Here is a 13,733-nt window from a genome sequence, read left to right on the forward strand (position 1 = left end):
CTAAATATCATAAGGGAAGGCATTCCCTATTTCTATACAATTCAGAAATCTTTTATGCATTTACACAAGATATTTTATGCTCTCTTCTTTATTTTTTTGGCGTGGTACGTTGTTCGTAAATTCAATCTAACTTTTGAAACTAGTAACAAAATTAACCAAGAAATTCAAAGAGTTAAAAATGGTGGAAATCCTAATGATGTCGATCAAAAAGTCAAGAATATGATTGAGAACTTAAGTGGGCAATCTTATCCTAAGTCATAATTGTATATATTAGTAATTTAACTAACGGACCTGTAAAAAGATAAATTTATATCAATGATTAGGAGATATTAATATGTCCATAACATATGGAATTTTTTATAACGAAATTGCTGGAGATGGTAAGTCCGAACAAGTTGCACACCATCTTGTTGAAAATTTAAAAAAAAAAGAATTACGTCTAAATTGATTTTTTCTCGCAGTAGTTCTAATACAATTTCATTAATTCAGGAGGCTATTCCTAAAATATCTAAGCTAATTATAATTGGCGGTGATGGTACGATTAATGTTGCTATAACTGCGCTATTAAAATTGGATTCTCATATCACTATTGGAATAATCCCTATGGGTACTGTTAACAATTTTGCCAAACACCATAATATACCTACTAAACCTAAAGAAGCTATAGATCTAATATGTAACAGTAATAAAGTTCATACAGTGGGAATAGCAGTTTGTAATCACAGCAAACCGATTATTAGTTCTTTGGCATTTGGCAATTTAACAGACATTTCAAATGAAGTTAGACAATCTGAAAAAAGATATTTTGGGCCCTTGGTATATATTTACAAAGGAATTAAACACATTGGTCACAACAAATCTTTTTTAGTCACTTATGAATTTGATAAAAGTAATGTTCGAACCTTAAAAACGTGGTTTTGTTTGCTCACGACCACAAATTCTATAGGAGGTATCAAATACAATGATACCAATGCAAGAGGAATATATATTAGTATATTAAATAATATTAAAATAAGTAAAGTAGTACCATATATATGGTTTATGTTAACAGGTAAATTACAAAAATCAAAATCTGTTACTCAGGAATCAGCTTATAATGTAACGATTAAAAGTGATTCTAGTTATGAAATTAATACTAGAATAGATGGTGATCCTAGTGTATCTTTACCAATATATATAAACTACTTAGATAAGTATATCCATTTAATAAAACCATAAGCATAATTTTTAGTATTAAAAGAATATTGCTTACCTAACAACTGTTGCTTTTATTGCTGAAAAGTAATTTATATATAATACCGGTATATTATAGTAGTTACTTTATAATTTTATATTTAATGGATGAGTTTAATATGGCAAATTTTTATATAAATAGAACGCTTATTGTAGATGAATTACCCATAGACGGTCGACCTAAATTTTATATGTTTGGAATTAATAACTATACAAATATGTATGATCAAGCTATAGCACTAGCAGAGATGATGTATATAGAAAATGAATTTCCTGATTATGAATACGTAGAAATTATGTCAGAAGTTGATGAAGTAATTCCAATCATTAAAAAGAATTTACAACCCCAAGATATCATTGCGTTTACAGGTGGTAGCACTATGGGAAATTTATATTCAAAAGATGAAGAAGCTAGAAGGAAGGTATTTTCAACATTTACAGATAACTTAAACATATCTTTTCCGCAGTCAATTACTTTTGAAAATAGTGAGCAAGGGAAGATTGAGAAAAAGAAAAGTCAATATGCCTATAACAAAAATCCTAATCTTGTACTAGTGGCTCGGGATTCTCATAGCTTTTACGAAATGCAATCAACTTTTCGAAATTCAGTTATTTTTACTCCTGATATAGCTTTGTATTTAAATTCAGTAAGCTTAGAAGATATTCGAACTGGGGCGTTATTAATTCTACATGGAGATACTAAAACTATTGTGGGACAATCTATATCTAATGTAGTTACAGAGATGATAAAGCCCTATCCATTAAAAAATGATGATACTGTTTTTTCTAAATACAAAAAGATTCCCCCTATAATTCGACAATCAGCGTATGAAGAAGAATTAAAAACATTTTCACAGCAAAAAATTGTAATTACTGATAGTTGGCATGCTATGATATTTGCTGTTATCACTGGTACACCATGTCTTTTATTCGGAAACAATTATAGTAAAGGGAAATATGCTTATTCTGATTGGCTCGAACACATTAGTTGGGTGAACTATACTGAGGAGGATAATTACGAATATATTAAACCTCTGATTAACTCTTTATTGGCCGAGAAAGCTCATGAATATAATTTCAAAAGAAACTTCCAGCAACTACATGATACAATTGCTCGATATGTTGGCAAGAATTTATTGTCACTATAAATATGGCTCAATTAACTTTTATTAGATAGTTCGTAACTATAATAAACAGTCGCAATTAAGTATGAGTATTTAGTTGTTATTAGCAATTATGGAGACTTTATATTACGAATTTATTTTGTTATAATAGATATAGTATTAAACAGGTAGGGAGGTTAATCATGACTAAAGATAGTACAAAAAAAGATGAAAATGAGAAGGAATCTACTTCATTAAGCCCACAAAAAGAAGTTAAGGGCAGGCCAGCACCGGCAGACTATAAGAAGGCAGAATAGCTTCTTATGTAAAACGTGGCCCAGAAGCTAATAAGTAGCAAAAATAAATAGCATTATAAAACACCCTTTAGCATACCAACCTAATAGCTACAGGGTGTTTTTTAGCGCTTGCATAGTAGGAACAATGACCACTAGAGCGTGCCTACCTGTTTGTTAATGTTTTTAATATCGCTTAGCGTACATATTAAATTCAATAATTCTTACAGATAGTCGCCTGAGTGGTCAGGCAGTAATTAAGCCAGCAACAAAGTTGATAATTATAACAATTAGCATAGTGCTAAACATAAATGATATCAGTGAATGCCCTAAAGCCACCTTTCGGAAATGAGTTGTAGAGAAGCTATTATTTTAAACCTGGTATGTCATACAAATTGTATATTATAAGTATAAAAAATATCAAAAATATAAAAGGCAATCTTTAATGTATTGTTTTTGCCAACAGTTAAAAGCAAAAAGAACAGTTAAAGACTTGGGGACAGACGACACCAATGGGGCGAGCTGGCCAACCATATGAAGTGGCGCCAGCCTACTTATACTTAACCTCAGGTGCTAGCCAGTATGTCACCGGCCAGACGGTACATGTTAACGGGGGAAAAATTATAAATGGTTAGGAATGCTAATAATCTAAGGAACATTGGCTACTCGCTTAATTAAAGCCGGGTAGTTACAACGCTTATAACTTATTTACGTGATAAACCTTGTGGTATGCTGTCCATGTGCCAGATTAGCCTTGTCTCAATATGGCAGACTACAGGAAGGCATTATCAACTACGTTAAATTTTTCACGACGATGAACACTACTGTTCCGTGAAAAATTTGTCAGTTGACTTCCACACTCCTCCACTTTCTGATGAGCGTATTGCAAATAGAGAGAAGTAGTAGAACTTCCTAGTTATGGATGAATGAATATAGCTAGGACGTTTCGTTTGCTAAAGCGCTTAACAGAAATGATGTAGGTGTAGATAACGCGCCAAGAGGTATTGGTTAGCTTGGTGATCTATAAAGCAGTATAATTACGCCCCTACAGTTCATAGAATCCCTTTTCCTGTCTTTGAGGGGGTCCCATCTAAGCTGATGGCTGTGATTACTATTTTGAGTTACCTTTAGGAGCCTCCATATGTACCTTTTTTGGTGTATATGAAGGCCTTTTTTCGGCTGAATGCTAATTAGCGCGAAATTTTGTAAAACCAATCAAAAGAGTTTGTGAAAAAAGAAAAAGGAATAGCATGAAATTTTTCATTTCATGCTAGGAATTATACAGTCGTTTTTAATTGGTACGCTATTCATGTTTATTTGACATAAAGAATATTTGAAAAAATCTGATTATAAGTGATGCATCACATTATTCTTTAAAAAGTAACACTTTGCTTTGCGGATAAGTTGGGAACTGATTCATTGGGATCGCCCAGTCTTGCTCAGGCACAGAAAAAGTGTAATCATTGACTAATTTGTCACTAAAGACACGTAATGTGTGTAGGGTAATCCATTCGCCAGCGCAGCGATGCATTTGACGGAAATCTCCACCACCTTGCGCGATCATTTCATATTCTTCATCATAAGATATTTGTTTGGTTTTTCCAACGAAACGATCCACTTTGAAGCTATCTGCGTTTTCCATAGAACGTGCATCGTGGTTAGTACCGTAAATATCGAGTACAACCCAACTATCCTTGGGAATCAAATAACCGTCGATTTCAACATCTTGAATACTTGTTGCTGGAATCATTGGGAAAAATGGATAATAGCGACGTAGCTCTTCAATAAATGAATCTTGTAATTCAACAAAGTTATTAGCTAATTTTTGGTAAACTTCAGTTTTATTGAATAATATGCGACCCATTAGTGCAACCCAGACAGTAATTGCAACTGTTGGGCGGATAATATTCAATAACTCCACCGCTGCGGTTTCTAGTGATAATAAATTGTCTTTAGTGTCTTTAGCCGTTGCAAAGGCATATAAAGCTAGGTTGCGGTCTTTATCTAATGGGTGTTCGCGGGCTTCCTGCAATAATTCTTGGGCCCATTTTTCAGCTTTTTTCCGACCAATGACGCCGTTTAAATGATCAGAAGCTGAATTTACACCTTCAAACATGGCAACTTGATCATCTGCCAACGCATCAATTTCTTGTTCTGTAAGTTGCCCTAAATTAATACCAGACCAAGTACAAATCGTTTGAAATAAAACCTTCTTAGCCAGGGTGTAAAGTTCAAAAGTACCATGGTGCTCATTTAAAGCATTGGTTAAATTTTTTTCCAATAATTGACGGTAGTCATCCATACGGTCTGGTGTCATTAAATCCATGAAAATGCCTTTACGTTTAAGATGTTCATCTCCATCTAGAGTCTGGACGCCTGTTTCACCTTGTAAGGTTTTCAAAATAGGCTTTGGCATGGCATTAGCTCGCTTAAAATATGTTGCGTGGTAAAATTTTTCAGCGGCTTCTTTGCCATATACAGCAACGACCTCTTGGTTTAGCAAACGAGCTTTCACGACAGGGGCGTTTACTTCCTCATGTAATTTTCCTAAAGCACCATAACCAGCGTTAAAAAGTGCTTTTAAATCTTTAAAATGGACTTTTACTTCAGGAATACTTGTCAAAATAATATCCTCCTTAAATTATTTCTATTTAAATTTATCATAACCTAAAATATAAAATTATGTTGATAAATAGCTCCGATTACTTTGGCTTGCGGGATATTTGTTATAGTAAAGGTTTTGTTAACCTTACTCAGCCTTATGGACAAGGTACTTAATCGATTGATCTCTACCTTACTTTTCCTTCAATAAACCGACTAGCTTCCCGTCAACAGGTGGGTTAGCGATCAGGTTTCTAACGTCATCCAAGTCCACTACAACGTTCCATACTAGGACACCTGCTAATTGATTGCCCCTCAAGAAGTAAATAATCGTTCCATTTTCTCGTTGGTCAAATAATTGCTCTAATTCTAAGTTAATCGAGCCAATTGCCTGCCAAGAAATATTGAAAACCATTGAATAGAAATAGGGGGTATGTTGGTAAGGCAAGTCAGCACCAGCCATGTTTTGGCCAACTAATTCACCTGAAAATCGTGCGTGGTCAACGTGCTCAATACGTTGGCGACCCAAAATTCGATCGGGGTAGGAAGCAATGTCCCCCGCAGCCCAAATTGCTGGGTCACTAGTTTGCAGGTGCTCATCAACTTTCACACCATCATCTGCTAAGTCTAATTTACTTGTCTTAGCTAATTCGATGTTTGGGGTGATGCCGAGGCCGATAACAATCGTGTCCGCAGTGATTTTGGCACCATCTGTGGTCTTTACAATTAACTGGTCATCTTTTCGATCGTAAGATTCAACGGTCTTACCGCTCAAAATTGCGACGTCATTTTCCTTGAATGCTTCTTCATATTCAGCTCTAATTTTTTCAGGGAATTTCCCTTCACCCAGAGATTGTTCAGGGAAAATCACAGTCACCTCAGTATTATTTTGTGCTAAGGAAGCAGCGAGTTCTGTACCAATATAACCACCACCAATAATAACCACATGTTGGCCGTTACCGCTAAATTTGCGTAACCTCCGATAATCCGGCCAGTCCCTAAATGCTAGGACATGTGGATCTTCTGGTCCTTTAACCCTCTTGGGTTCACCCCCCGTAGCCAGTAGTAATTTTTCATAATGGACTATTGTATCATCGTCCAATTTAGCCAGCTTATCTTGCCGATTGATTTTAGTGACAGAAGTATCAAATTTAAAGTTTACTTCTGAAAAAGTTTCAGCGCCAATTTTAATGTCCTCTTCTGTAAATTCATCATCTAACCATAACTTCTTGCTTAGAGCTGGTCTTTCATATGGGACGTCGGCCTCTTTTGAAATAACTAAGATTGAGCCCGTTGTATCTCTCTGACGGATCCCTTTAATTGCGTATCCTGCAACCATACCACCACCAACGATGACATAACGATAATTATTATAGTTTTCGTCATTTTTCATACAGTTACCTCCATATATATTATTAATGCTAATTTTATTGTAAAATAAAATGGATTATATTAAAAAAATTATGATTCTGTTTGTAACATTTTCAAATTACATAAGGAAACTCAAGGAGCCAAAAGCTGATAAATGCCTTAGCGCAGGGCGATTTAATAAACCCAAAAGCCACTTTTTGGCATTTAGTAGCCTTACAAACCCTCACTACGTTTTTGCATGAAAAGAATTTAAGATGAGTTCACCAACGTCAAAAAAATTATTTTCCATTCTTGGAGAAAAACCGAAAATGTCAAGTAGCGAGTAAACTAATTAACTCTTCAATATAATCATGGGCATAGGCGATATTTAAGGTCATACTCTTATAAATTACTAGTGATCCATTCTCTATAGCAGAGTTATACAAATAAAAATATACCAATTAAATAATTTAAGGACGTAGCCAAATTAGCTTAACCATAGCTAGCTAACAAATAACATGGGTCAGGGACTTTGTGCGTCAAAATAAAAGTAGGAGTTATCTACAAATCTGGTTTCAAATTTAATCCTTATAATTTTACCCAGGCTCATTTTTTGGCATTTTCCTTTTTAGCTGCTAACATTTAGATTAATGAGGTAGGTAAGAACTAGTCCTTTGAAGGAGAAAATATAATATATGGCATATACAGCTACTAACCCGTATAATGGGGAAGTTATTCAGGAATTTACAGATACTACGGATAAAGAAATCGAAGATCTTTTAGATAAAGCTGAAAGTTACTATCAAAATGCAAAACGAGTTGATTTTGCTAAGAGAGCGGACCTGTTGAATAGACTGGCGGGAGAATTCGAAGCACACCTAGAAGATTATGCTCGCCTGTCGTCAACTAATATGGGAAAGTTGATAGGTGAATCGCGTACTGAGGTTAATAAAATTGTAAATTACGCCCGATATTTTGCCACACAAGGGCCAGCGTTTTTACAACCCAAAAATTACGATAAATTATCGGTAGGCTCTACAGCCCACGTAGAATTTTCAAGTATTGGAATTGTCCTAGCTGTTGAACCTTGGAATTTTCCATTTACTCAGGTAATGCGTGTATTCGCTCCTAATTTCATATTGGGGAACCCTGTCATATTAAAACATGCTAGTATTGTTCCTCAAGCAGCGCAAGCGTTCGAGAAAGCGTGTCAAAAGGTTGGTATACCTGAAGGTGCCTTTGCTAATATTTTTGCTACGCATGATCAAATTGACAAAATTATTGATGATCCACGTGTACAAGGTTTTGCTTTGACCGGATCAGAACAAGCAGGTAGTAATTTAGCAGCTAAGGCCACCAAAAATTTAATGAAAACAACTTTAGAACTTGGTGGAACAGATATATTTGCAGTATTAGATGACGCAGACATTGACAAAGCTGCGAAGGACGCCGCCCAAGCACGTCTGGCTAATGCAGGTCAAGTTTGTACGGCAGCCAAGCGCTACTTAGTTAGCGACAAAATTTACGATGAATTCTTAGATAAAGTAAAAAAGGAATTTGATACCTATCAGGCTGGTAATCCTCTGAATGAAGAAACTACTCTAGCACCATTATCGTCACAAAGCGCTAAAGAAAAATTGCAAGAACAAGTAGAGAAAGTGGTTGCTGGTGGTTCTAAAATACTATACGGTAATCTAAATGTTGATGAGGGTCCTGGTTTTCAATTTTCACCGATAATATTGACTGGTATGGAACGTAATAATCCAATGTACGATGAGGAATTATTTGGACCTGTCGCCCAAATTTATCGTTTTAGTTCAGAAGACGAAATGATAAATTTGGCTAACGATTCACGACATGGTCTAGGCGGCGCTATTTATACGGCTGATGTGAAGCATGGGAATCAGTTGGCTACCAAAATCGAAACTGGCCAAGTGGCGATTAATCAAGTACTAGATGAGCAAGCAGAAGTACCCTTCGGTGGTGTCAAAAGTTCGGGATACGGTAGGGAACTCAGCGATTGGGGAATTTATGAGTTCGCAAACATTAAAACAGTTTTAAATTAGGTTATTAAACCAAAATAATAACACAAGAGGCTGGGAAAGCATCAACCTAGCAATTTGTAGCCATGCAGTAATCCCTTTGTGGTCGTCAGATGAAATATCATAATTCACCTGGTAGCTATGGAGGGGTTTTTATATGTCTAAATCCAGGCAGCAGTAGAAAGACTGCCTCTATTAAAAGAATTTGGTCGCCCTAATCTTTCTGCTAGAAAATTTGAACTATTACTCATGGTTTATACTTGAAAACAAATTTTTATTTGCTCACTCCATCACGTATGGTTGAGAATAATAGATTTTCTAAAATCCTAGCAATTTTATTAGCAAATTTCTTGTTCCACGTCTAAAAGATTTGCTTGAAAACGAAAGGAGAACTAAACGACAAATTCGTGATGTTGTAGTACATGCGGCTGGGTCAGAAAAAGATTTGATTATTAGTTACATCCACGAGAACTCCGAAAGACCTTTAAATTGTTTTAATTAATTAACTTATGTTGTAAAAACATAACTTCTTATACCTTAGTAAAACATGTTATAGCACCAAACGAAATTGGTGAAAGGCGTCAATTAAGGAAGCGGGGTTAGCCCGCTTGGAAAATTAATCAAAATGTTACAAGGTGAAATATATGAATCAAGTTGTAGTTAAAAGTTAGTAGATTCTAGTTATTGTAGGCCTACTATTTTAAGCATATATTTGATGCTAGTAACTGTACAAATTTTAAAGCGTTTAAAAATGGTGTTTATTTTCATATTGCTCGTCAAATTGTTGCGCACCGCTGGCTATTTAACTATTTATTTGGTGCAACACCATTTAATTTAAATGATTCGGATTCAAGAACACCACAACTTACCAAACCGGTGCGTTCATTACGCACAAGTGAATATGGCTTCGTCAATGACAAAGGTGAAAAAATAACATACGATACTGATTACACCCATCATCAACAACAGATTGAACAGTTGATATCACAAGGAAAGTTATTTTCTGAGCATGAAGTATACGGACCAGTCCGATTCAAGCGAAAAATCGATAATGAAAATGAGGTCAAATATTTAGAAATTCGTATTTTGGACACCGATCCATTTGATATTGCTGGCATTTCCGAGAATGATTTAAACTTAATTCATTTGTTATTGATTTACTTTTTGGTAAAAGACGATGAATTAACCGAAAGTGCATTACAACATAATGAAGATTTATCAAATAGGACCTCACTACAACAATCGACAGAAACTTTGCTCAATAAACAAGATGCATTAGCAATCATGCAAGATATCTCGCAATTAGCTGATCATTTTGGGATACGTTTTAATGATGGCTTGGCATTGATTGCTGACCGTGTGTTAATGCCATCTAAAACACCAGCTGCTAAGATCGTTGTGGCGGCATCTGATGCGACTGAAATGCAATTATGGGCAACAAAGCTCGGTAACGAACGAACGGATTATTTTAAAACACATGAAAAAGAACGCCTATATACAGCAGTTGTTTATTATAATCCTGAACTTAAATCACTAGAAAAGCGTGATTTAGACCAGTTGAAAAACAATCCGCCAGTACAATTCACGACCCAGGAACATGCCCAGGGACTTGCTTATCTAAGCGGACAGGTTAAATCTGATAAGTTGTGGCCTATTTTTTTATCCCCTATAATCAAAGGCATGAGGAAGTGCCATAACTTAGGGACATAAATAATGACCCAAAATAAACAATCATCATATATTGAGAAAAGTAAGTTTATAAAAGTAACAACACAAGTATTCCTAAATTATCTTTAATACAGGCATCAAAAAAGTTGATATTATGATTAAGAAATTCGAAAAAATAAAATTACAGAACGTTCCACTAATAGTTATATTTAGCATAGGAAAAGTAATTTATTATATTTAAGTATGTAATAGCATTTTTGGGGGAATGGACATGACAACAATTTACGAAACAAACGAATGGCATGGCTACGGTAAACAAAATTATTATTGGTATGAATATCGATTAGAGGGTAATACAGTAGTCAAATATAAATGTAATAGGTTTAAGTCTTTTAATGGTCAAGAAAGTAATTGGGAAGAAAGTGAAACTGCAGAAGATGGTTGGGAAATAGATGATCCTAATATGCCAGAATGGCTACATAATTATTTATAAATAACATTATTAATGTTTTATCTCGCAACCATTGGTTGCAAACTAGTGCGCTAGTAATTAGCGTGCTTTTTTATTTGGTTTGTCGCACAAAAAAATTAAATAACAATAGGAGATACAAAACTATGGTTATGATTTTGGGCAAACATATTAAAGAAGAACGTAAAAAGAGAAATTTAAAACAAGACCAACTTTCACAAACGTTAAGTGTTAGTCGCCAGGTGATTTCTGAATAGAAATTAGGAATTGCTTATCCATATTGAACGATTAATTGCGCTATAGGAGCTGTTATCAAAAGCATTTGGGGATAAGATTATTTAGGGGCTATAATTACATAATCGCCCCTTGAAAAGACTATTAAAACAGCCCCTGTTATCTAATCCCTAGATAACAGGGGCTGTTTTTTTAAAAAGCACTATAATCACCCTTAAAATGCCGAATAAAATTGCATGGTTAAGGGTTGGTTTTTGATTAGTTGATTGGTAGATATCGAACAGTATTTTAGTTGTTAATGGTTGATTTAGCTCAATATCTGTTAATCTATAAAAATTAGATATTGTTTTAAATGATTTTTCTAACGTTATCCATTGATTCTCTTGAAGACTTATATTCAACATATCCCAATTAAATTCGTTTATGAATTCATATAGTAAGGGCCACATATTGATTTAATTATTAAATTATGTACAATTGAGTGGATGCGTGCACGTGCATATAAAATAATAAACGAAAATTATACCTAGAGGTGGCACATGGTTAAAAAAACCTTGATTACTTATTTCATTATGACAATATTGTCATTCTTATACCTGACTTTATTAACATCATTTGTAGGATTATCTATTTTAACAATTATTAAATTAGGTATTTCAATGTTTATAGCGGTAATATTGACAATAATATTTTTAAATACGGCATTTAAAATCCAATAAAATAAATTTAATTGATAGAAACATGAACAAAATTATGGTCTATAATTAACTCAATTCTTTATATTCCTATAAAAAGTCCCCATTATCTAATTTATAGATAGTGGGGACTTTTCCGTTTAATGATATAATAGCCCCTGAAATTCCGCTATATTTTGCCGTAATTTTATAAATCAGAAAGGTATATATGATTTATGGTGCAAGATACACTCCTTGATAGTTTCCGTGCCGGTCGACGTAACTACACCATCTTTCAAGTTGGCAAAGCCACCCTGCTACGTTTGAGCGATGTCATGACGTTATCTTTTAAGACATACCTGGTTTCAATACCACTTTAATGTTATTATCTGCTTTTTTGTCAAAAATATCGTACGCTTCAGCAGCACGCTCTAAAGGCATTGTATGTGTAATGATATCCGATGGGTCGAATTCCCCTTTTTCAATCATGTCATAGATTTTCGGCATCAAGTGGATAACCGGAGCTTGTCCCATTTTAATATTCACATTACGAGTGAAGAAATCTTGGAAAGGAAAATTCGTTGCTGGAGTCATATAAACCCCAGTTACCATCAACGTCCCAAATTTCTTCACAGCTTCACTTGCTGTTTGTATTGGTGAGTAAGAACCGCTTTGCGGGGTAAGAATATCTTTAGTTTTTTCTTTGATTGGTGTCACACCATCCATTCCTACACAATCAATTACTACCTCAGCACCACCCTTAGTCATTTCATACAATTCACTACCAACTTTAGAAACATCCGAAAAATTCACGATCTCTACGCCGTTCATTTTTTGCGCATGCTGCAAACGATGATCGACGTTATCTACGGCAATTACACGTTTAGCACCTTTCATTTTGGCAAATTTTTGTACAAATAATCCGATAGGGCCAGAACCCAATACGATCACTGTATCTCCTGGTTTCATACCACTATGCTCTACACTCCAATATGCTGTTGGCAGTACATCTGATAGAAATAATACCTTTTCATCTGGTAGATTACTTTCAGGAACAACAAAAGAAGTAAAATCTGCAAATGGGACACGTAAGTATTCAGCTTGCCCTCCAGGGTGATTTCCGTTCATTTTACCAAAACCGAACAACCCGCCTTGATCAAACATTGGATTATGGTTGGAATTGGCACATTGACTTTCCATATGATTAAGACAGAAATAACACTTTCCACAACCAATGTTGAAAGGGATAACGACTCGGTCGCCTTTTTTCACTTTCGTTACTGCAGAACCAACTTCTTCTACAATGCCCATAGGCTCATGCCCTACCACATAGTCTTCTTCCATGACCGGTTTCCCGTTATGGTATAAATGCAGGTCAGAACCGCAAATAGCTGTTGCTGTGATGCGCACAATCATGTCAGTTGGTTCTTCAATCGTAGGATCCGGGACCGTTTTGACTTCCATTTTTTCGTTTCCTTGCCATGTTACTGCTCGCATAAAATCTCTCCTTTTTGTAAAAGTGGTATTTTCAGATTTTGAAAGCAGTTTATCATCTTGTTTTATATAAATCAAAAGTAAAGACTTCGTTTATGTTTACGAAGCTTCTTTATCTTTGTCCCCTTTTTACATTTTTTTGCTTTAGATAATTTACAGTCCGAATAACCTCATCATAATTTCTTCCCAAACGATCAATCGCTTCTACCATGAACGTATCTTCTTCTCGAACAAAATCTAATGCTTCTTGAAAAACTAGAAGTTGCTCAATTGTGGCGCCCGATTTTTTTCAACAAAAATCTTTTCGGGACCATATTTTTCTAAAGATTATGATAGGCACAAAAAAGTGCCTTATTGCGGTCTATTATTTATAAGTATATATTATATACTATAAATAAAGGAGGAATTTTATCATGGCAAAATCAATTGCAGTTTTGGTGACTAATCTAGTCGAAGACGTTGAATATACCGAACCTGTAGAGGCTCTTAAGTCTGCAGGACACAAAGTGACAACGATCAGCTTTGAAAAAGGCACTGTTGAAGGTAAGCATGGTACTCAGATTAACATTGAT

11 protein-coding genes and 2 pseudogenes are annotated in these 13,733 nt (G+C 34.9%); 9 read left to right on the plus strand and 4 right to left on the minus strand.

The features are described 5' to 3' along the window. The 4 genes and pseudogenes from Q0977_RS16885 to Q0977_RS16900 all read left to right on the plus strand — a co-directional run. The coding region (locus Q0977_RS16885; RefSeq protein ID WP_299516022.1) for a hypothetical protein at positions 1-261 on the plus strand (261 nt) is incomplete at its 5' end. A gap of 183 nt (positions 262-444) precedes the next feature. After that, positions 445-1,218, plus strand: a complete 774-nt coding sequence (locus Q0977_RS16890; protein ID WP_299516024.1) for a diacylglycerol kinase family protein — start codon at positions 445-447, stop codon at positions 1,216-1,218. A 134-nt stretch (positions 1,219-1,352) separates the two neighbouring features. Next, positions 1,353-2,381, plus strand: a complete 1,029-nt coding sequence (locus Q0977_RS16895; RefSeq protein WP_259705440.1) for a polysaccharide pyruvyl transferase family protein — start codon at positions 1,353-1,355, stop codon at positions 2,379-2,381. 724 nt (positions 2,382-3,105) lie between these two features. Then, positions 3,106-3,264 (plus strand): annotated as a pseudogene (locus tag Q0977_RS16900) (SDR family oxidoreductase); the annotation flags it as partial. A 731-nt stretch (positions 3,265-3,995) separates the two neighbouring features. Here Q0977_RS16900 and Q0977_RS16905 read toward each other — a convergent pair. Then, positions 3,996-5,252, minus strand: a complete 1,257-nt coding sequence (locus Q0977_RS16905) for a cytochrome P450 (protein WP_299516028.1) — start codon at positions 5,250-5,252, stop codon at positions 3,996-3,998. Positions 5,253-5,423: 171 nt separating this feature from the next. Next, on the minus strand, positions 5,424-6,623 hold the full coding sequence (locus tag Q0977_RS16910; RefSeq protein ID WP_042493612.1) for an NAD(P)/FAD-dependent oxidoreductase: 1,200 nt from the start codon (positions 6,621-6,623) through the stop codon (positions 5,424-5,426). Between the two features lie 652 nt (positions 6,624-7,275). On the opposite strand from Q0977_RS16910, the gene Q0977_RS16915 reads away from it, so the two are divergent. The 4 genes from Q0977_RS16915 to Q0977_RS16930 all read left to right on the plus strand — a co-directional run bounded on the left by Q0977_RS16915 (position 7,276) and on the right by Q0977_RS16930 (position 11,016). After that, a complete protein-coding gene (locus tag Q0977_RS16915; RefSeq protein WP_042493611.1) occupies positions 7,276-8,646 on the plus strand; it encodes an aldehyde dehydrogenase family protein in 1,371 nt (456 codons plus the stop codon). 684 nt (positions 8,647-9,330) lie between these two features. Further along, positions 9,331-10,332, plus strand: a complete 1,002-nt coding sequence (locus Q0977_RS16920) for a hypothetical protein (RefSeq protein WP_299516040.1) — start codon at positions 9,331-9,333, stop codon at positions 10,330-10,332. A gap of 229 nt (positions 10,333-10,561) precedes the next feature. Beyond that, positions 10,562-10,783 carry a hypothetical protein gene (locus Q0977_RS16925; protein WP_299516034.1) on the plus strand — a complete coding sequence of 74 codons (222 nt, stop codon included), beginning with the start codon at positions 10,562-10,564 and terminating at the stop codon, positions 10,781-10,783. A 122-nt stretch (positions 10,784-10,905) separates the two neighbouring features. Next, a complete protein-coding gene (locus tag Q0977_RS16930) occupies positions 10,906-11,016 on the plus strand; it encodes a helix-turn-helix domain-containing protein (RefSeq protein WP_299516036.1) in 111 nt (36 codons plus the stop codon). Between the two features lie 999 nt (positions 11,017-12,015). Here the strand turns inward: Q0977_RS16930 and Q0977_RS16940 are convergent. After that, entirely contained in the window at positions 12,016-13,164 is a 1,149-nt protein-coding gene (locus Q0977_RS16940) for a zinc-dependent alcohol dehydrogenase (protein WP_299516038.1), read from the minus strand. 127 nt (positions 13,165-13,291) lie between these two features. Then, positions 13,292-13,485: pseudogene (locus Q0977_RS16945) on the minus strand (recombinase family protein); the annotation flags it as partial. 89 nt (positions 13,486-13,574) lie between these two features. Between Q0977_RS16945 and Q0977_RS16950 the strand changes: the two are divergent. Next, the coding region (locus Q0977_RS16950) for a DJ-1/PfpI family protein (RefSeq protein WP_299516042.1) at positions 13,575-13,733 on the plus strand (159 nt) is incomplete at its 3' end.

It is taken from the genome of uncultured Rummeliibacillus sp. (assembly GCF_934216135.1).
Classification (GTDB): Bacteria; Bacillota; Bacilli; order Bacillales_A; family Planococcaceae; genus Rummeliibacillus.